The following is a 19055-nucleotide window of genomic DNA, read 5'->3' as shown; positions in this document are numbered from 1 at the left end:
ACCGTGCCGAAGCAGCGCCAGTGTCTACCCGAAACCTTGCCCTTGCAAGCGCAAAAAGTGCCGATTAGCGCGCCGTGAGAGGCGAATGCCTGGATTCGACCTGGGGTTGACAAGGCTTCCTTCTACCTCTGGCTCCGAACCCGACTGGCGCGGCCGCGGTTCGACGGTGCCGATGCGGAAGGCACCCTTGACGCAGCCGGTTCGAGTGCAAGTCTGCTCCGACACGTAAGGGTTACGCGTCGGTCTGCGAGCACGGCTCGAAATCGAGCCCGCGCGGATCCGGTTGCAAAGCGAACCGGCATCGAGCCGCCGTCGAAATGGTGCTCTTTGCCGGGGACTTTTGCGTGGAACGGTCGGCGCGGGCAATCGATGCTGACCACTTGCCAACCTGAGTTTGGAGCCCTTCATGGACTATGTCGTCAGAGCGGTGGATGTCGGCTACGGCAACACCAAATACGTCAGCAGCGTCGTCGGCAACGAGATCCGCTGCGCCAGCTTCCCGTCAGTCACCTACCCCACAGTGCGTGACCCGACGCTCAATCCGGCTTTCGAGCGGCGCAAGACCGTCGTCATTCCCATCGACGGCATGTTCTATGAGGTGGGGCCGGACGTCGACCTGGCGGCCGACAGCTTCCGCGCCACGCAGATGCACGACCAGTACATCCACACGCCGGACTACATGGCGTTGGTGCGCGGTGCCCTGGCGATGATGAAGCTTCGCCACATCGATCTGCTGGTCGTGGGCCTGCCCGTGTCGCTGTTCGCCGTCAACAAGGCTGCGCTCGAGCGTGCCGTCAGCGGTACTCACGACATCGGCGGCGGCAGGACCGTTGTGGTCAAGAAGGCGCTGGCCGTGGCGCAGCCGCACGGAGCCCTTGCCGACTTCGTCGCCCAGCATCAGAAGGGCGACAGCATCGAGAACGAACGCAGCCTGATCATCGATCCGGGCTGGCGCACCTTCGACTGGCTGGTGGCACGGGGCATGCGCCTGGTGCTCAACAAGAGCCACTCGCTCAACGGCGGCGTGTACAAGCTGGTCAGGGCGGTCGCCGAGGACATCAGCGCCAGCATCGGGATGCCCTACGAGGACCTCGACACCATCGACCTTGCGCTGCGCACCGGCAAGAACCCGATGGTGTTCCAGAAAGCCTACGACATGTCGAGCGTGATGCCGATGCTGCAGACCCGGGCTCAGCGCACCGTGGCGTCGATGGTGAACTGGTTCGACGGCACCTACAGCTTCCAGAACGTGGTGCTGGTCGGCGGTGGCGCGCATCTGTTCAAGAAGGCGGTCAAGCAGGCGTTTCCGCAGTTGCGCATCCTGGGGATCAAGGACCCGCTGCACTCCAATGTGCGCGGGTTCCAGATCGCCGGCATGGCCTACATGCAGCGGCAGGCCGCGACGCAGCCAGCGGCGAAGGAGGACGCGAGATCAGGGGAGGGTGAATCGTGAACCACAAGGCCGCGACCAGTGAGGGGCCGCTGCGCATGCAGTTCGAGCTGTCGAGGGACGATGACCCCAGCCTCTATGACGACATGGTTCGCTTCAAGAAAGGCACGAAGCGCATCAACCGGCTGCGCTTCCTCGCGCACGAAGGCATGGTCGCCCAAACGTTGGCCCAGGGCGGGGTGGCCTCGCGTGGCAGCGCAGCATTTGCGCTGGCCGCCGGGAACCACGGCCTTGACGAAATTGCGCCGAGCGGCAACGTGACCGCCAGCATGTTCGACGGCGGCGTCGTTGACGAATAGACCAGTCGTGCGCCGGCTGACCGTCACGCGCTGGAAGACTTGAAGGAAAGGAATCAATGATGTTCACACTGAATCGCCCGCTGCTGGTTGTGCGTGGGATCGTGGAGAGTGCGATCGGGACGGGTTGCGTGTTGCGAAGGCGAGACGGTGTGCTGGTGCCGTGCTCCTTGCCGGCCAGGACGCTGCCAGTGCAGCGTGGGGAAGAGATCAGCGTCATCCTCATCGCCCGCGCGAGGGCCAACCCCGTGGTCGGCCTCGTGAACCACACCGCTATCGACGGCGAAAACTACGTGCGGTTGACGGCTCGGCGGCGGCCGGACGCATGGGATGGCATCCTGGTGTCCGCGGCGTTCGTCGGCGCGATTTCGGCGCTTGGCGTCGATGGGTTGCTGCCGTTCGGGTTGATGGCAAGTCTGTATGAGCTGCTTGCCGGCCTCTTTCCTTGGTGGTGCCGGGAGCGTTTCGCGCAAAGAGTGGATCGGTTGCTCGACGTCGAGGCTCGGCGCCGCGAGGTGGACGAGAGAACAGGCGTCGCGGCGCCGCGGTCTTCATCGTTTGACGGGGAGCAACCATGACCCGACGCGTCGCGAATCAACCCGCCACCCTCAAGCCGATCGTCAGCGCTTCAGAGCTGGCGCGGATGGGTTTGTGCGAGCGCATGGTGGTCCTGGAACATCGGTTCGGTCAGCGTCTGTCGGTGGCCGGGCTGGCTGCGACGGCACGTGGACGACGTGCTCACGCGCGGTTCCTTCGGGAAGGCAAGCGAGCGCCGGGGGATGAACCGCTCCGGCCAGCAGGGCATGTCTGCAATGCACGTGGCTTCGTCGCGAAGCTGCGCAGTGCGTGGCGGTACCTGCGCTCGCAGGGCCGGTGGCTCAGGATGCTGTTCCGTGTCCGCTGACATTGTCGCGACTGTCCTCATTGCGCTCGCCGGCGCATGGTGTTGTCGGTGGGCGTACCGGCGGATTGGCGCGGCGTGTGAACTGCCGGACGAACTGTTGGGCGCGGAACTCGCGTATGCGGAACGGACGTTCCGTTTGGAGTTGCCGCAGATCAGGCTCAGCGCGAGGGTGGATAGGGCGTACCGGGCGCAGAACGGTGTCGTCACGCCGGCCGAACTCAAGACCCGTCGTATCCATCGGCCCTACCTGTCCGACGTGATTGAGCTGTCGGTGCAGCGCCTGGTGCTCATGTCGGAGACGGGCGAGTCGGTGGCTCGTTACGCCTACGTCCTGGTGCAAGGGCCAAGGCGGACCTCGACGCACCGCGTCGAGTTGTTGTCGGAGGCGCAGGTGCTCGCGCTCGTTGCTCGGCGCGAGGCGATTCTGTCGGGGAACGCGCAGGCAGCGCTTGCGCGCGACTCGGGTCTCTGTGCCCACTGCGCTTTCGCGATCGAATGTCGTCGATCAGACCATGGGTCGCCATCGCGGCGATAGGCGCACCGCGCGATGAGCGTCCGTCCAGTCGACTGGCGAAGCTGACCGCGAAATCGGCCATTTGACTCGGCGATTTTGCGTGGCGCGATCACTTCGACTTGCCGATGCTGGAGGGCCTTACAACCCAACCCCGAAGAGTCGTGCGCCGTCGCCACGGCAGCTGCGGCTGCAATGGTCTTGGTGACGTTGCCGGCTCCCAGTCCTTTGACTTGATCGGGGCTCATGCTCGGCAGCTACTCAATGGATCACCAACGTGTCAGTGAAATTTGCTTTAGCGAGGTCTACGTCGTTCCATCAGATCAAACGGCGCGCGCGCTGTTCACGCGGCTTCCGCATGGAAGGGGCTACGCCGACACCCTGATCGAGTGCCTCGCCACGGGCTATCTCATCGCCGTTGTCGAATCGATCTGCATCTTGGAGATGCAGCGGCACATCGATGGCTTGGTCGAAGTGCCTGTCGGACACGACATTCAGCTCGTGCACCGCGGGCCGATCCCGCCCGGTACGACGATTCGGCTGACCGGCTGGGTGGAACAGGTCGGGGAACGCAGCGCGACATTCTGCGTGCGAGCCCACGATGACCACGAAGTCGTCTGCGACGGCAAGGTGACGATCGTGGCGGCGGATCGCCCGACGATGGAGTCGCGCATCGCGACCAAGCTCAGCAGGTTGGAGATCTCTGGCACGGCTCGTGAACCGGTCGGCGCCCGTTGATGCTCGCGGGCTTGGTTCCACTACCCGAGCCGCCACCCCACCCGGGGTGCTTTCGATGCTCTGTTTCCGAGGGGTTGAAGCCGCAACTTCGGATGTTTTCATGAATGCATTGGATCGGGGAGCGTCCTTCCCGGCAGCACGCGAGGACATTCGAAATGGCAGGTGGAATTGAGAAGCTGTCGGCGATCAAGGTTGCCCGGCTCTCGAAGCCGGGCCGCTATGCCGACGGCAAGGGGCTGTATCTCCAGATCACCAAGGCCTTGGTGAGGAGCTGGATCTTCCGTTACGAGCGGGACGGCAAGGAGCGCTACATGGGCCTCGGTGCCACACATACCGTGGGTCTCGCCGAGGCGCGGGAACTGGCGCGAGAGGCGCGCGTTTGCTTGTCGCATGGCAAGGACCCGCTTGAGGTTCGAAACGCGCTCGTCGTCGCGACCAGGGCTGAGCAACTGAGCAACCTCGACTTCGACCGCTGCGCAGCGGAGTACATCAAGAGTCACCAGGACGCCTGGAAGAACGAGAAGCACAAGAAGCAGTGGGAGGCTTCGCTGAGCACGTATGTGTCGCCGCACGTCGGGCGGCTCTACGTCCGGCGTATCGACACCCCCATGGTGCTGAAGGTGCTGCAGCCGATCTGGAAGACCAAGACTGAAACCGCCTCGCGGATCCGGGAACGGATGGAGCGCGTGCTGTCCTGGGCCGCCAGGCAAGGCTACCGCGAGGGGGACAACCCGGCGCGGTGGCATGGCCACCTGGAAGAGTTGCTGCCGAAACCTGCGAAGCTCAAGAAGGTGAAGCATCACCCGGCCCTGCCGTATCGGGAGGCCGGTGCGTTCTTCGCGCAATTGCGGCTGCAGAAGGGCATCGGGGCTCGGGCCCTTGAACTGACCATTCTCACGGCCAGCCGGACGGGTGAGGTGCTTGGGGCGACGTGGGGTGAGGTCGATTTCAAGGCGAAAGTCTGGATCGTTCCCCCGGAGCGGATGAAGAACGGAAAGGAGCACCGCATCCCGTTGGTCGATGCTGCGGTGGAGACCTTGAAGAAGCTCCGGGGCTTGCACTCGGTGCTCGTCTTCCCGGGGGCAAGGGAAGACACAATGCTCTCGAGCATGTCGATGCTGACGGTGCTGCGACGGATGAGCCGTCAGGATCTGACCGTTCACGGGTTTCGTTCGACCTTCAGGGACTGGGCAGCGGAGATGACCCAGTACCCGAAGGAACTGGCCGAACTCTCGCTGGCGCATACCGTGGGGAATGCCGTCGAGAACGCCTACCGGCGCTCTGATCTCTTCGAACGTCGCCGTGCGCTGATGCAAGACTGGGCGGCCTGGTGCGCCGTTGTTCAGCCGGATCCGGTGGACGCCGCGGATGAGGGCGACGAGCCTGGAGTTGAGGTCGCGGATGCCGATGGCGACGCTGGGCCGGCCGGCGAAACCTGAGGATCATCGGCGATGGGTCGGCCAGAAGGAGGCCGTTCGATAGCTGTGTTCGCGCGGCACATCGATCATCTCGAGGTCAAAGAGCGGCCCTTCGCTGCCAGGTACGGACGGGATGTGCGCCCGTACGAAGCCGAGGAAAGGTGTCGCGGAGGATGTCGCCGGAGTCCTGTGTCGCGCCGATCCGTGGCGGCGTGGCGCGTCCGGGGGCCGTGCATGGTCGCAAGGTGGTGGTCGTCGCGGACGTCGCGCAGGCGGTGTGGGACCATGGCCGGCGCTCTGTCGCCCCGACAGGCCGCGCGGTGCGCTGGCCATCCTCGCGACGCTTTACACGTCGATGCTGCCCGCGGCGTCTTGGCCAGGTGGGTGAAGCGATTTTTAGGCAATTTCTCCGACCGTCACCATTTTTCTTCCCCTGTAGATGATTTTATGTAACCATTGCGCGTCAACGATTTTCCTGGCGCAGGACGGATCTGTTCACGTTTCTGCGGAGGTAGGAAGGGTTTTCTGTAACATGCAGATCGGCTTCAAGACCCTGGAGTCCCGGTTCGGCATCGTGCTGGTTCAACCGCTGCGCGTGGAGTCCACCATTGCGACCGCCCGTGCAGCGCGGGAGTCGCCGCAGCGTATCGAGAACCAGTATCCGGCCGTCTACAGGCCGGCCGATACCTTTGCCGGGCACTTCGAGTTCGGCCTGAAGTACGAGGAGATCCACCTCGAGTTCTTCGCGAGGCTGTTTGCCGCCTGCGGGCCCGAGCCGCTTGAAGCGTGGTGTCGTGCGGAGCCGTTCGGGCGCTACGCACGCCGGGCCGGCTTCTTCTACGAGTGGCTCACGGGACGCCGCCTGGACGTTCCAGATCTGACCGGCGGGACCTATGTCGATGCTGTCTCGGGCGGCGCCTACCTGACGCGTACGCAGGCCGTTCGCGAACGGCGCTGGCGGGTCAACAACAACCTGCCGGGTACACCGGCCTTCTGCCCCCTCGTTCGACGCTCGCAGGCCCTCGCCCAGGCGATGCAGTTCGATCCTTCCGCTGCAATCACGGAACTGGATCGCCAGTTCGGCGAGGACGTGCTGATGCGCGCCGCAGCTTGGCTCACGCTCAAGGAATCGCGCGCAAGCTTCCTGATCGAGCGTGAGGCGGACCAGACCGATCGCGTCAAGCGGTTCGCCCACGTCATGGCGGAGCACTGCGGCAAGCTCGAAGAGCCGCTCGGCAGCGACGGCCTGACCGTGCTGCAGAAGGGAATCCTTGGCGAGAGCGCGCTTCGGCTTGGCGTGCGCCGCTCGCCGGTCTTCGTCGGCCAGGCCACCATTCGCGAGGACATCGTCCACTACATCGGTCCGCACTGCTCGGTGCTCAACGACATGATGGATGGGCTGAAGGTTTTCGAGGAGGCGACGCGCGGGCGCGAGTCGCTGGCGCGGGCGGCCGCCATCGCGTTCGGCTTCGTCTACATCCACCCAATGAGCGACGGCAACGGACGCATCCACCGCTTCCTGATCAACGACACCTTGCAGCGCGACAAGGCCATTCCGGCTGGCGTAATCCTTCCCGTGTCGGCGACCATCACCGGCGTGCGCGAGTTCGGCCACGGGTACGACCGCGTGCTGGAGGCCTTCTCGCGGCCCTTTATGCGGCGATACGACACGGCCTACCGCTTTGGAGACATGATCACCTACGAGGACGGCGTACGGTCGAACCTCGCGTTTGACGCCTACGAGGATGCCAGCCTTGCTTGGCGTTACCCGGACCTCACCGAGCACGCGATCTACACCGCCCAACTCGTCGCGCACACGATCCGTCACGAGATGGCGGACGAGGCGCGCGTCCTGATGCGCTTTGATCGGGCGGAGCGGCGTCTCAAGGAGGTGCTCGAGATGCCGCATCAGGACGCGGTCCGCATGATCCGCTCAATCAAGGAAAGCGGTTGGCGAGTCTCCGGCAAGCTCGCGAACGAGTACCAAATGCTCGCCGACAAGGCGCTGGCATTGCGCGCAGTCGAGGCCGTGCAGTCCGCGTTCGAGGATCGGGAGCCGGTGCCGATCATCGAATGACCCCGTGGCCCCGGCGCTGGACAGGCTGGGGGGCAGCACAGTCAAATCGACCGGGCCCTGCTTGCACGGTACAGTCCCACAAGTCGGGGGTCGGCCGGGGGTCGGCAGTTCAACGGAGGCATGCTCCGCCCTACAGAGCTCTCCGCCCAAGTTGACGACCCCCGTGACGACCCCCGGATGCGACAGGGATTTGATGAGTTTTCGTGGGACGTTAAGAAGTGATCGCTTGTGCTGCCCGCAAAATCTGGGCTAACATTTGATCTTTGGTGAGACGTTCTGACCCCTTAGCGGCCCGGACGTCCACTCCGCCACTTGTCGTCAGATGATGAAAAATCGCCCGTTCATGGCCATGAGCGGGCTTTTTGTTTTTCGGGATAACTTTTGCGTTGATGAACTGCACCGGGGATTTACCACCATGCCGGTGGTGGAACGACACGGGCCACTGCCTACAATGCGCAGGCTTCTTCTATCGAACCAGGATTCCCCTTTATGCAAGTGATCGCTTCCGCCTTCAAGGCCTATGACATCCGTGGCATCGTCGGCCAAGCCCTCGACGTCGTGTTCGCCGAACATCTGGGCCGTGCATTTGGCACCGAGGCCCTGGCCTTGGGCGAGCGCGCCGTGGCGGTCGGCCGTGACGGCCGTGTCTCCGGCCCCGACCTCAGCGCCGCCCTGATGCGCGGGCTGGCCTCCACCGGGATCGACGTGATCGACCTGGGCGCCGTGACCACGCCGATGCTCTATTACGTGGCGGCCACGCGCGGCGACCTCGGCTGCCGCAGCGGCATCCAGGTCACCGGCAGCCACAACCCCAAGGACTACAACGGCTTCAAGATGGTGCTGGCCGGCGTGGCCATCTATGGCGACACGATCCAGGGCCTGCGTGCCCGCATGGAAGCCGAGACCTACACCACCGCCGCCACGCCGGGCACCATCACCGCCCACGACATCCTGCCCGAGTACACCACCCGCATCACCGGCGACTGCAAGCTCGCGCGCCCGATGAAGATCGTGGTCGACTCCGGCAACGGCATCCCCGGTGCGTCCTCGCCCGGCATCCTCAAGGCGCTGGGCTGCGAGGTGGTCGAGCTGTACAGCCGCGTCGACGGCGACTTCCCGAACCACCATCCGGACCCCTCCAAGCTGGAAAACCTGTCCGACCTCATCAAGGTCGTGCATGCCACCGACTTCGAGCTTGGTCTTGCCTTTGACGGCGACGGCGACCGCCTCGGCCTCGTGACCAAGGACGGCGAGATCATCTTCCCGGACCGCCAGATGCTGCTGTTCGCGCAGGACATCCTGACGCGCAACCCCGATTGCCTGATCATCTATGACGTCAAGTGCTCGCAGCGCCTGCCGGTGGGCATCCGTGCGGCGGGCGGCGTGCCGATGATGTGGAAGACGGGCCACTCGCTGATGAAGGCCAAGCTGCGCGAGACCGGTGCGCCGCTGGCTGGCGAGATGAGCGGGCATATCTTCTTCGGCGAGCGCTGGTATGGCTTCGACGACGCGATGTACACCGCCGGCCGTCTGCTGGAGATCCTGTCGCGTTTCGACGATCCGAGCGCGGTACTCAAGGCGCTGCCGACCAGCTACAGCACACCGGAGCTGAACGTGGCTGTGCCGGCGGGCAACCAGCACGCCATCGTCGACCAGCTCATCGCCCAGGCCGATTTCCCGGGTGCCGAGATTGGCACCATCGACGGGCTGCGCGGTGACTACCCGGATGGCTTCGGCTTGATCCGGGCGTCGAACACGACGCCGGTGCTGGTGCTGCGCTTCGAGGGCCACACCGCCGAGGCGCTGGCCCGCATCGAGCACGACTTCATGGCCGCGCTGCGCAAGGTGATGCCGGAAGCCGAAGTGCAGGCCTCTGCACACTGAGGGCGGACGGCTCCTGTTGACCGTGCGGCGTGTCCTGATCGTCAAGCTGTCGTCCCTGGGCGATGTGATCCATGCGATGCCGGTGGTGGCGGACCTGCGCGCCGCGCTGCCCGATGCGTGCATCGACTGGGTGGTCGAGCCCGGCTTCGCGCCGCTGGTGCGCCGGGTCGAGGGCGTCGGCGAGGTGATCGACTGTGCGCAGCGGCGCTGGCGCAAGCGCTGGTGGACGGCGGACGTGCGGCGCGAGACGCGGGCCTTCCGCGCCCGCTTGCAGCAGCACCGCTATGACGCGGTGCTGGACCTGCAGGGCTTGACCAAATCCGCGCTGGTGGCACGGCGGGCACGGATGGCACCGGGCGGCTTGCGCTACGCCCTGGGCAACCGGACCGATGGCTCGGGCTGGGAAGCGCCCACCCGCTGGCTGGCTGACCGTGCCATCACGCTGGCGCCGCACATCCACGTCGTCGACCGCTCGCGCCAGATGGCGGCCGAGGCGCTGGGCTACGCGGTGAGCGGGCCACCGCGGTTCGGTCTGCGGGCCCGTGTGGCCCCGTCGGCGCAGTCCCGCACGCTGGTCTTCGTGCACGGCACCTCCCGCGACGACAAGCTCTGGCCCGAGGCGCACTGGATCGCCTTCGGCCAGTCGCTGGTGCAGCGCGGCTGGCGCATCGCCCTGCCGCAGGCCAGCGAGGAAGAGGCGCGGCGGGCGGGGCGGATCGCCGCGGGCGTCGGCGCTGCCTCCTGCGATCTCTGGCCGCGCATGGGGCTGGATGCGCTGGTCGACTGGATGGGCGGCACGCAGGGGGTTGTCGGCGTCGACAGCGGTCTGTCCCACCTGGCAGTGGCGCTCGATCTGCCGCATGTGCAGCTCTACAACTTCCCGACCGCCTGGCGCACGGGCCCGCTGCCCGAACACGGACACGCGCACCAGGTCTGCGTCGGAGGGGACCGCGTGCCGACGCTGCAGGTGGTCGATACCGCCTGGCAGCGTGTGGCGATGGCCCGTGGGGTGTCGCCTTGAACATGCCGCAGCGGCTGGCCTTGCTGGCCTACGGGGTGCTGATGCGGCTGCTGGTGCCGCCGCTGCTGATGCGTCTGTGGTGGCGGGCCCGGCAGGAGCCGCTCTATGGCCAGGCGATGCCCGAGCGTCTGGGTTTCGGGCCGGCCACCCCGCCTGGGGCGGTCTGGCTGCATGCGGTGTCGCTGGGGGAAACCCGTGCCGCCGAGCCGCTGATCCAGGCGCTGCGGCAGCTGTATCCGCAAGTGCCTCTGCTGCTCACGCATGGCACCGCCACCGGGCGGGCGGCCGGTGCCACGCTGCTGGGGCCTGCGGACCACCAGTGCTGGCTGCCGCTGGACACGCCGGGCGCGACGCGCCGGTTTCTGCAGCGCCACCGGCCGGCGCTGGGCATCCTGATGGAAACCGAGGTCTGGCCCCGCCTGCTGCACGAGGCACAGCGCGCCGCGGTGCCGGTGGTGCTGGCGAACGCGCGGCTGTCCGAGAAGAGCCTGCGCCAGTCGCTGCGTTTCGATGCGCTGCTGCGGCCGGCTGCCGCGTCGCTGGCCCAGGCGCTGGCCCAGACGGAGGCCGATGCGCTGCGCCTTCGGCTGGCGGGCGTGCGCCACGTGCGGGTCGCCGGAAACCTCAAGTTCGACCAGCGGCCTTCACCGGAGCTGCTGGCCGCGGGTGAAAGCTGGAGCGCAGGTCTGGCCCGGCCAGTGGTGCTGGCGGCCAGCTGGCGCGAGGGCGAAGACGCACCGCTGCTGGCGGCCTGGCGCAGGCTGCTGGACCGGCGTGCAGCGGCCGACAAGGGTCAGCCGGAGCCCCTGCTGCTGCTGGTGCCGCGTCACCCGCAGCGTTTCGACGAAGTGGCCCGGCTGGTGAGCGACGCTGGCCTGACACTGGTGCGGCGCAGCACCTGGGGCGGCGGCGGACCAGGTGCGCTGGCACGGCAGGCGCAGGTCTGGCTGGGCGATTCGCTGGGGGAGATGCCCTCCTACTACGCCTGCGCCCATGCGGCGCTGTTGGGCGGAAGCTTTGCGCCATTGGGCGGGCAGAACCTGATCGAGGCAGCGGCCTGTGCGTGTCCTGTGTTCATGGGGCCGCACACCTTCAACTTTGTCCAGGCGGCCGAAGGGGCCATCGCGGCGGGTGCTGCGTGGCGCTGTGCAGACCTGGACGTGGCGGTGGCCGCCGCGTGCGCGCTGGCAGAGCGCAGTGGCGCGCGGGCACAGGCCGGCACTGCCGCCCGGGCCTATGCCGGACAGGACCAGGGCGCTGCGCTGCGCATGGCCGAAGCCATGCGCCGGCTCATTTCGCCGACAGCAGCCCGTTGACAGCGTCGAGGTCGTCCGCCGTCAGCACACCGGCGGCCTGGCGCAGCTTGAGGCTGTTGACCAGCACGTCATAGCGCGCCTTGGCCAGATCGCGCTGGGTCGAGAAGAGCTGGGTCTGCGAGTTCAGCACATCCAGATTGACCCGCACGCCAACCCGGTAGCCGAGCTTGGTGGCATCCAGCGCGAGCTTGCTGGAGGCTTCCGCGGCTTCGAGTGCCTTGACCTGTGCGGCGCCGGACTGCACGCCAAAGTAGACCTGCCGGGTGGCCTGCGCCACGGCGCGCCGCGCCGCTTCCAGTTCGTTGCGGGATTTTTCTTCGAGCGAGACCGCCTCGCGGATCTGGTTCTCGATCGCTTGGCCGGTGTAGAGCGGCACCTTCAGGGTCACGCCGACCGAGTGGTTGAGCGAGGTGCCGGCGCCCCCGGAAGAGCTGGCGCCGGAGCCGCGGCTGTAGGCGCCACCGATCTGGCCCTGCAGATCGACGGTCGGCGAGCGCACGGCGTCGGTGCGCTGCGTCTCGAGCTTGGCGATGTCATAGGCCAGACGGGCCTTGCGCACCGACGGGTTGCCCTCGGAGCGCTCCACCCAGGCGTCGACCGCGTCGGCCTGCACTGGCAGGTTCACCGGCATCGACAGGCCGTTGGGTTGCAGGCCCTGCCGCCCGACGATCTGGTCCAGCGCCAGGCGCCGGGTGCGCACGTCGTTGTCGGCCGCAATTTCCTGGGCCGTGGCCAGATCGAAGCGGGCCTGGGCTTCGCGGGTGTCGGTGATGGTGGCGGTGCCGACCTCGAAGTTGCGCTTGGCCGAGGCCAGCTGCTCGCTGATGGCGGTCTTGGACGCCCGGGCGGTGGACAGGGTGTCCTGTGCGGCCAGCACATCGAAGTAGGCCTGCGCGACACGGACCACCAGATCCTGCTCGGCGCTGGCGAGGTCGGCCTGTGCGATGTCCAGCGCCTTGCGTGCCTTGTCGATGGTGAAGCCGTTGGGGCGGTTGTACAGCGGCTGCACGGCCACCAGACCCAGCGAGCCGGTGCTGGTGGAGCGGGTGCCGAACAGGGGGGTATCGGTGCCGGCCTGCGTGGCGCCGGCCTGCAGGTTGACGGTCGGACGTGTCAGCGCATCGGCCTGCGCCGCCTTGTAGCGGCTGGACTCGGCCGCGGCACGGGACGCCAGGTAGGTCGCGTCATAGGCCTTGGCCGCCTCGTAGACCTCCTTGAGGCTCTGGGCCGAGACGGGCGCACACAGGCCCGCCATGACAGCAGCGGCAAGGGCCAGACGGCCGAAGGGCAGGGGAGTTTTCAACACGGACATGGACGCTTCCTCGAACTGGAACGGGAACTCAGTACACGGGCACCGATGGATCAATCTGGCGGGACCAGGCATCGATACCCCCTGTGATGTTATACACCATGGGGTATCCCTGCCGGTCCAGGAACAGCGCCACCTGCTGGCTGCGCATGCCGTGGTGGCAGAGCGCAAGGATGGGTTGATTCCGATCGATTTCGGCCAATCGGGAGGGAATTTGCTGCATCGGGACCGTGACCGATGCCGCGCCGTCCAGCACTATCCGCGCCGTGGCGATCTCCCAGGGTTCGCGCACGTCCAGCAGCACCGGGCGCTGGCCCTGCGCCTGGCAGGCCTGGACCAGCGCGGCGACTGCCTCGACTCGAAGTGGCTGCATGTCCGTGGGTCCGTGGTCAGAACTTGAAGGAGGACGGCTGGGAGAAGCCTTCGAGACGCGGCGCCACGGTGTCGAACAGCACTTCGGTGGCGAAGTCCCGCTCGCTCAGACGGCGCACGCGCAGGGCGCGCATCATCGGCTCGTCCCCGATCACCGCGACCAGACGGCCACCGACCTTGAGCTGCTGCAGCAGGCCTTGCGGAATCTCGGCCACCGAGCCGGACAGCACGATCGCGTCCCACGGGCCGCGGGCGGCATCGCCCTTGGCGCCGTCACCCTGGCGCACCTCGACATTCATCACCGCGGCCTGGCGCAGGTTCTCGCGTGCCATCGCGACCAGTTCCGGGCGCTTCTCGTAGCCCACGATCTGCTGGGCCTTGTGGGCCATCAGCGCCGCCATGAAACCCGAGCCGGTGCCGATCTCCAGCACCTTCTCGTGGCGGTGCAGTTCCAGCTCCTGCAGCAGGCGGGCCTCCAGGCGTGGCGCCAGCATCACCTGGCCGCCGGGCAGCGGAATCTCCAGGTCCGTGAACGCGATGCTGCGGTGGGCGGCGGGCACGAAATCCTCGCGCTTGACGATGGCCAGCAGGGACAGCACCGACTGATCGAGCACGTCCCAAGGGCGGATCTGCTGCTCGATCATGTTGAAGCGGGCTTGTTCGACATTCATCTTGATTTCCTCGGGATCATGCGCAACGAAACCTGCCATTTTAGGAGCTGGCTGTGTCGTCGATCTGACGAACTGCCGACGGCGGCGCAAATCGGCGCCGCAGCCACGCCGCCAGATCGTCCATGTAGCCGTACATCACCGGCACCACCACCAGCGTCAGCACCGACGAGGTGATCACGCCGCCGATGACCGCCTGGCCCATCGGCGCGCGCTGCTCCGAGCCTTCCGACAGCGCGAACGCGAGCGGCACCATGCCGAAGATCATCGCCAGCGTGGTCATCAGGATCGGCCGCAGCCGCACCTTGGCGGCCAGCAGCAGCGCGGCGTGCCGGTCCATCGGGGTTCCGGTCGCTTCGCCGCTGCGGGCGCGGATGGCGAAGTCCAGCAGCAGGATCGCGTTCTTGGTCACCAGCCCCATCAGCATCACCACGCCGATGATCGAGAACAGGTTCATCGTCGAGCCGAAGGCCAGCAGCGTCAGCACCACGCCCACCAGCGTCAGCGGCAGCGAACTCATCAGCGCGATCGGCTGCAGGAAGCTGCGGAACTGCGACGCCAGGATCATGTAGATGAAGATCACGCCCATCGCCAGCGCCGACACCGCGTAGCCGAAGCTCTCGGCCATGTCCTTGGTCGAGCCGCCGAAGCGCCAGCGCATGCCGGGCGGCAGCGTCTCGGCTTCGAGCACCTTGCGCACGTCGGCCGAGACCTCGCCGAGCGAGCGGCCGTAGACATTGGCGGTGATCTCGACCTCGCGGGTCAGGTCGCGGCGGTTGATCTGGTTGGCGGTGCTGTCGGCGCGCACGTCGGCGACCTGGCCGAGGCGGACGAGGCGAGGGCTGCCATCGGCGTTCTGGCCGGCCGTGAACGTCAGGCGCTGCAGGTCACCGAGGTCGTCGCGGGCGTCCGGTGCCAGCCGTACCTTGACATCGATGTTCAGGTCATCGCTCGCCCGCCAGTTGCCGATGGTCTGCCCGGCCACCAGCGCGCGCAGGCCGTTCGTGATGCTGCCCACGCTCAAGCCCAGGTCCGCCGCCACGTCGCGCCGCACGTCGATCGCCACCGTCGGCTGGTTCGGCTTGGCGCTGGTGTCGAGGTCGACCAGGCCGGGGATGTTGCGCAGCTTGTCGGCGATCAGGGCACTGCGGCGCTGCAGATCGGCCAGATCGCTGCCCTGGATCGACACCTGCAGCGGCTTGTTGCCTCCCACGGCGTCGAGCAGGCCGACGTGGGTCACCGTGATGCCGGGGATGCGCGCCAGCCGTTCGCGCAAGGGGCCGGTGAGCTGGTCCTGGTTGAGGGTGCGGTCCTTGCGATCGACGAGGCGGATGTAGATCTGCGCGTAGATCTTGCCCTGCGCCTGGCCGGTGTTGATGGTCGTCAGCGTGTAGCGCACCTCGGGCCGCTCGCGGATGATCGCCTCGACCTCGCGCACCTTGCCTTCGGTCACCTCCAGCGACGAGCCGACTGGCGTGTTGAAGCTGACGAAGGTTTCCGAGTAGTCGGCCTTCGGCACGAACTCGGTGCCCAGCGACTTCACCAGCGCGAGGCTGCCGATGAACGTGGCCAGCGCCAGGCCGAGTGTCGCCAGCGGGTGCCGCAGCGACCAGCCGAGTGCCGACTGGTACCACTCGCCCAGCCCGTGCGAGAACCGGTCCACGGCGTGCGTGACACGGCCGAGTGTGTGGTCGTAGAGGGTGCGCGGCTGGAAGGGCTTGCCTTCGTCGTGGATGGCCGGGTCGTGCCAGACCGAGCTGAGCATCGGGTCGAGCGTGAAGCTGACGAACATCGAGATCAGCACCGCCGCCACGATGGTGATGCCGAACTCGTGGAAGAACTTGCCGATGATCCCGCCCATGAAGCCGATCGGCAGGAACACGGCGACGATCGACAGCGTGGTGGCGAGCACAGCCAGCCCGATCTCCGCCGTGCCGTCGAGCGCGGCGTCATGCGCCGACTTGCCCATCTGGACGTGGCGCACGATGTTCTCGCGCACGACGATGGCGTCGTCGATCAGCAGGCCGACGCACAGGCTCAGCGCCATCAGCGTGATCATGTTGATCGAGAAGCCGAAGAGCTGCATGAACAGGAAGGTGCCGATCAGCGCGATCGGCAGCGTCAGGCCGGTGATGACCGTCGAGCGCCACGAGTTCAGGAACAGGAAGACGATCAGGATGGTGAGCGCGGCCCCTTCGATCAGGGTCTGGCGCACGTTGTTGACCGAGGCGCGGATCGGCCGCGAACTGTCGCGCACGACGCTGAGTTCGACACCGGGGGGTACCTCGCCGCTGGCCTGCACCGCCGCGAGCGCCTTGTTCAGGCCGTCCACCACCTCGATGGTGTTCTCGCCCTGCGCCTTCTGGATTTCGAGGGCGACGGTGCGCTGGCCGTTGTAGAGGGCGAGGGAGTCGATCTCCTCGGGGCCATCGACCACCCGGGCGACCTGGCCGAGCCGGATCAGCGTGGCGCCGCGGCGCGCGACGACGATCTGCGCAAAGTCCTCCGGGCGCTGCACCCGGCCGCGGATCTGCACCACGCGCTCGCTGTCGGCCGCGCGCAGCGTGCCGGCGGGCAGGTCCTGGTTTTCGGTCTTCACCGCGGCCATCACCTGGTCGGCGCCGACTCCCAGCGCTTCGAGCTTCTGCGGGTCCAGGTAGAGGTTGATCTCGCGCTTCACCGCCCCGACCAGCGCCACCGAGCCGACGCCGCGCGCGTTCTCCAGCCGCTTGCGCAGGGTCTGGTCGGCCCAGGTGGACAACTGCACCGCGTTGACTTGGGCCGGATCGCTCGCCTTGACCGCCAGCGTCCAGATTGGCCGGCTCGACGGGTCGAAGCGCTGGACCTTGGGCTCCTTCACTTCCTCGCGCAGCAGCGGCTTGAGCACGGCCAGCTTCTCGCGCACGTCGTCGGCGGCCTTGCGGCTGTCGAGGTCGAGGTTGAACTGGACGATGACGACCGATGTGCCCGAATAGCTGCGCGAATAGAGCTGGTTGACGCCGGCGATGGCGTTGAGGGTTTCCTCGACCTTGCGCGTGACCTCGGTCTCGACGATCTCGGCCGAGGCGCCGGGGTATTCCAGGCTGACCACCACGGTCGGGAATTCGACGCTCGGGAACTGGTCGACCTTGAGCCGCTGGAACGAGAACAGGCCGAGCACGACCAGCGCGAGCATGGCCATGGTGGCCATCACCGGGTTGGTGATGGAGACGCGGGTGAACCACATGGCGGCGCGCTCCGCTCAGCGTGCCGCGGCGACCAGCCGGGCGGGGGTGCCGTCGCGCACGGTGCCCAGACTGCCGCGCAGCACACGATCGCCTTCGCGCAGACCGTCGGTGATCTCGACCGACTCGGTCCGCTCGACCAGCCCGCGTCCGCCGGTCTTCACCGTGCGGCGGCGCAGTGCTGACCCGTCGAGCACGACCACGTAGGGCAGGGCGTCGTCCAGCCGCACCGCCGACAGCGGCAGGCTCAGCACGCGGCGCTGCTCCAGCGCCACCGTGCCGCGGGCGAACAGGCCCACGCGCAGGCCTTGCGCCGGCTGCAGACTCAGGTAGACCAGCACGGCGCGGGTGCCGGCCTGCGTCGCCGGATTCAGGCGCGCGACCTGGGCACTGACCGGGTCGGACAGCCCCTCGACCTGCAGCTCGGCCGTGGCACCGGGGCGCAGCAGACCCGCATCGGCCGCGGGCAGCGCGGCCTCCAGCTCCAGCTGGCTCAGATCGACCACCTCCAGCACGCGCGCATCCACGGCGACCCGCTCGCCCGGCTGGGCCAGGCGCTGCGAGACGGTGCCGTTGATCGGCGACTTGAGCACGGTGTCGGCCTGTGCCTTGCGCGCCAGGTCGGCGGCGGCCAGCGCGGCCTGCAGGCTGGCCTGGGCGGCGGCGTGGTTGGCGACCGACGTGTCCAGCGCCGTGGCGGAAATGAAGCTCTGTTCGACGAGCGCGCGGTTGTTGTCGAGCTGGCGCCGGGCGATGTCCAGTTGCGCGCGCGCGGCCTCGGCCTGCTGCGCGGCCTGCGTCACCCGCAGCGCGAACTCGGTGGCGTCGATGTCACCCACGGCCTGGCCTGCACGCACCGTGTCGCCCTCGCGCGGCCCCAGGTTGCGCAGCTCGCCGGCCACCTTCGCCTTGACGAGCGCGGTGCTCACCGCCTTGACACTGCCGGACAGGGTGACCGTGCGGGCCAGGTCGGCGCTGGCGGCCAGCACCAGATCGCTGTCGCGCAGATCCAGCGCGGCAGGCGCCGGGGCCGAGGCGGCGGCCGTCGGGCTGGCGGCGGCATCGGCTTTGCGGCTCTGCAACAGCCGCGCACCCAGGACCACGGCGGCGACCGCCAGCACGGTGACGGCAATCTTGACAGGACGGTTCATGGCGTGGCCGGGGTGTGGAGCGGCAAAGGGGATGTCGGGACGGAGGTGCACAGTCCGCTCAGCAGCAGCGCGATGTGCTGGCGGATGAACAGGCGTGGCGCCGGCATGGCCTGCATGCCACCACACGCGCCCAGCGAGTGCTTGTGGATGCACAGCATCACCATCGGCAGCACCAGCGAATGCACGACCATGTCGACCTGCACGGGCCGGAACTCGCCCCGCTCGATGCCCCGCTGCACGACGCCGCCGATGAGGTTCTGGCCCGGCTCCACCACTTCGCGGAAATAGAACTCGGCGATCTCGGGGAAGTTGCGGACCTCGGTGATGATGAGCTTGAACACCCCCGAGGCATCGCTGTCGAAGACGTTTTCCCACCAAGTGGCCAGCACGTCCAGCAGCAATTCGGCGCAGGAGCCCTGGTGCTGCGCCACCTGGCGTGCGCCTTCGGCGATCTGGCTGGACAGGCGTTGCGCGATGACCGCCTTGAGCAGCTCTTCCTTGCTGGCGTAGTAGAGGTAGAGCGTCCCTTTGGACACACCCGCCCGGGTGGCGACTTCGTCGATGCGGGTGGCCGCAAAGCCTTTCTCCACGAACAGGCTCAGCGCCGCATCCAGCAGTTCCTGCGGGCGTTCGGCCTTGCGGCGCTGGTGCGAAACGGGCGCGGGGGACTCGGGGCTCGGTGTCAAGGTCAAGATCAGGGGGATGGTTTTAAGTGA

The 19055-nt window shown here is 67.2% G+C and carries 17 protein-coding genes; 11 read left to right on the top strand and 6 right to left on the bottom strand.

What is annotated here, in order from left to right:
• Positions 1 to 406: 406 nt before the first annotated feature.
• The 11 genes from U5O44_RS05960 to U5O44_RS05910 all read left to right on the top strand — a co-directional run bounded on the left by U5O44_RS05960 (position 407) and on the right by U5O44_RS05910 (position 11615).
• Complete coding sequence (locus U5O44_RS05960; RefSeq protein ID WP_322587543.1) at positions 407 to 1453, top strand: PRTRC system protein D; 1047 nt, start codon at positions 407 to 409, stop codon at positions 1451 to 1453.
• Positions 1450 to 1749 carry a hypothetical protein gene (locus U5O44_RS05955; RefSeq protein ID WP_322587542.1) on the top strand — a complete coding sequence of 100 codons (300 nt, stop codon included), beginning with the start codon at positions 1450 to 1452 and terminating at the stop codon, positions 1747 to 1749. Before U5O44_RS05960 ends, U5O44_RS05955 begins: the two co-directional genes overlap by 4 nt.
• Positions 1750 to 1808: 59 nt before the next feature.
• On the top strand, positions 1809 to 2324 hold the full coding sequence (locus tag U5O44_RS05950; protein WP_322587541.1) for a hypothetical protein: 516 nt from the start codon (positions 1809 to 1811) through the stop codon (positions 2322 to 2324).
• Positions 2321 to 2650 (top strand): hypothetical protein, encoded by a 330-nt coding sequence (locus U5O44_RS05945; RefSeq protein ID WP_322587540.1) that lies wholly within the window; start codon positions 2321 to 2323, stop codon positions 2648 to 2650. Before U5O44_RS05950 ends, U5O44_RS05945 begins: the two co-directional genes overlap by 4 nt.
• Positions 2640 to 3185, top strand: coding sequence for a hypothetical protein (locus U5O44_RS05940; protein ID WP_322587539.1), 546 nt, complete (start codon positions 2640 to 2642; stop codon positions 3183 to 3185). Before U5O44_RS05945 ends, U5O44_RS05940 begins: the two co-directional genes overlap by 11 nt.
• A 222-nt stretch (positions 3186 to 3407) precedes the next feature.
• A complete protein-coding gene (locus tag U5O44_RS05935) occupies positions 3408 to 3899 on the top strand; it encodes a thioesterase family protein (RefSeq protein WP_322587538.1) in 492 nt (163 codons plus the stop codon).
• A gap of 155 nt (positions 3900 to 4054) precedes the next feature.
• Positions 4055 to 5338, top strand: coding sequence for a tyrosine-type recombinase/integrase (locus U5O44_RS05930; protein WP_322587537.1), 1284 nt, complete (start codon positions 4055 to 4057; stop codon positions 5336 to 5338).
• A gap of 511 nt (positions 5339 to 5849) precedes the next feature.
• Positions 5850 to 7394 carry a Fic family protein gene (locus U5O44_RS05925; protein WP_322587536.1) on the top strand — a complete coding sequence of 515 codons (1545 nt, stop codon included), beginning with the start codon at positions 5850 to 5852 and terminating at the stop codon, positions 7392 to 7394.
• A gap of 489 nt (positions 7395 to 7883) precedes the next feature.
• Complete coding sequence (locus U5O44_RS05920; protein WP_322587535.1) at positions 7884 to 9278, top strand: phosphomannomutase/phosphoglucomutase; 1395 nt, start codon at positions 7884 to 7886, stop codon at positions 9276 to 9278.
• A gap of 22 nt (positions 9279 to 9300) precedes the next feature.
• Positions 9301 to 10299 (top strand): lipopolysaccharide heptosyltransferase I, encoded by a 999-nt coding sequence (gene waaC, locus U5O44_RS05915; protein ID WP_322587534.1) that lies wholly within the window; start codon positions 9301 to 9303, stop codon positions 10297 to 10299.
• 2 nt (positions 10300 to 10301) lie between these two features.
• The gene (locus U5O44_RS05910; protein ID WP_322588475.1) at positions 10302 to 11615 is read left to right on the top strand and encodes a 3-deoxy-D-manno-octulosonic acid transferase; all 1314 of its coding nucleotides are present in this window, start codon (positions 10302 to 10304) and stop codon (positions 11613 to 11615) included.
• On the opposite strand, the gene U5O44_RS05905 is transcribed toward U5O44_RS05910, so the two are convergent.
• The 6 genes from U5O44_RS05905 to U5O44_RS05880 are packed head-to-tail and all read right to left on the bottom strand — an operon-like array spanning position 11590 to position 19025.
• Positions 11590 to 12927, bottom strand: coding sequence for a TolC family outer membrane protein (locus U5O44_RS05905; protein WP_322587533.1), 1338 nt, complete (start codon positions 12925 to 12927; stop codon positions 11590 to 11592). The two genes, U5O44_RS05910 and U5O44_RS05905, sit on opposite strands and share 26 nt — an antisense overlap.
• A gap of 28 nt (positions 12928 to 12955) precedes the next feature.
• Positions 12956 to 13297 (bottom strand): rhodanese-like domain-containing protein, encoded by a 342-nt coding sequence (locus tag U5O44_RS05900; protein WP_322587532.1) that lies wholly within the window; start codon positions 13295 to 13297, stop codon positions 12956 to 12958.
• A 16-nt stretch (positions 13298 to 13313) separates the two neighbouring features.
• On the bottom strand, positions 13314 to 13967 hold the full coding sequence (locus U5O44_RS05895; protein WP_322587531.1) for a protein-L-isoaspartate O-methyltransferase family protein: 654 nt from the start codon (positions 13965 to 13967) through the stop codon (positions 13314 to 13316).
• 40 nt (positions 13968 to 14007) lie between these two features.
• On the bottom strand, positions 14008 to 17190 hold the full coding sequence (locus U5O44_RS05890) for an efflux RND transporter permease subunit (protein WP_322587530.1): 3183 nt from the start codon (positions 17188 to 17190) through the stop codon (positions 14008 to 14010).
• 15 nt (positions 17191 to 17205) lie between these two features.
• Positions 17206 to 18339, bottom strand: a complete 1134-nt coding sequence (locus U5O44_RS05885; RefSeq protein ID WP_322587529.1) for an efflux RND transporter periplasmic adaptor subunit — start codon at positions 18337 to 18339, stop codon at positions 17206 to 17208.
• Complete coding sequence (locus U5O44_RS05880; RefSeq protein ID WP_416222156.1) at positions 18336 to 19025, bottom strand: TetR/AcrR family transcriptional regulator; 690 nt, start codon at positions 19023 to 19025, stop codon at positions 18336 to 18338. The genes U5O44_RS05885 and U5O44_RS05880 overlap by 4 nt, the downstream gene beginning before the upstream one ends.
• Positions 19026 to 19055 lie beyond the last annotated feature (30 nt).

It is taken from the genome of Sphaerotilus sp. (assembly GCF_034519685.1).
In the GTDB taxonomy this organism is placed as follows: Bacteria; Pseudomonadota; Gammaproteobacteria; order Burkholderiales; family Burkholderiaceae_C; genus Sphaerotilus.
This window is presented reverse-complemented; position numbering and strand designations above follow the sequence as displayed.

What these genes read in the sequence shown, in the direction of transcription:
- U5O44_RS05895 (WP_322587531.1), bottom strand. Translation starts at nt 13,967, where the DNA reads ATGAATGTCGAACAAGCCCGCTTCAACATGATCGAGCAGCAGATCCGC.
- U5O44_RS05960 (WP_322587543.1), top strand. Translation starts at nt 407, where the DNA reads ATGGACTATGTCGTCAGAGCGGTGGATGTCGGCTACGGCAACACCAAA.
- U5O44_RS05890 (WP_322587530.1), bottom strand. Translation starts at nt 17,190, where the DNA reads ATGTGGTTCACCCGCGTCTCCATCACCAACCCGGTGATGGCCACCATG.
- U5O44_RS05920 (WP_322587535.1), top strand. Translation starts at nt 7,884, where the DNA reads ATGCAAGTGATCGCTTCCGCCTTCAAGGCCTATGACATCCGTGGCATC.
- U5O44_RS05885 (WP_322587529.1), bottom strand. Translation starts at nt 18,339, where the DNA reads ATGAACCGTCCTGTCAAGATTGCCGTCACCGTGCTGGCGGTCGCCGCC.
- U5O44_RS05900 (WP_322587532.1), bottom strand. Translation starts at nt 13,297, where the DNA reads ATGCAGCCACTTCGAGTCGAGGCAGTCGCCGCGCTGGTCCAGGCCTGC.
- U5O44_RS05910 (WP_322588475.1), top strand. Translation starts at nt 10,302, where the DNA reads ATGCCGCAGCGGCTGGCCTTGCTGGCCTACGGGGTGCTGATGCGGCTG.
- U5O44_RS05950 (WP_322587541.1), top strand. Translation starts at nt 1,809, where the DNA reads ATGTTCACACTGAATCGCCCGCTGCTGGTTGTGCGTGGGATCGTGGAG.
- U5O44_RS05925 (WP_322587536.1), top strand. Translation starts at nt 5,850, where the DNA reads ATGCAGATCGGCTTCAAGACCCTGGAGTCCCGGTTCGGCATCGTGCTG.
- U5O44_RS05935 (WP_322587538.1), top strand. Translation starts at nt 3,408, where the DNA reads ATGCTCGGCAGCTACTCAATGGATCACCAACGTGTCAGTGAAATTTGC.
- U5O44_RS05905 (WP_322587533.1), bottom strand. Translation starts at nt 12,927, where the DNA reads ATGTCCGTGTTGAAAACTCCCCTGCCCTTCGGCCGTCTGGCCCTTGCC.
- U5O44_RS05945 (WP_322587540.1), top strand. Translation starts at nt 2,321, where the DNA reads ATGACCCGACGCGTCGCGAATCAACCCGCCACCCTCAAGCCGATCGTC.
- U5O44_RS05930 (WP_322587537.1), top strand. Translation starts at nt 4,055, where the DNA reads ATGGCAGGTGGAATTGAGAAGCTGTCGGCGATCAAGGTTGCCCGGCTC.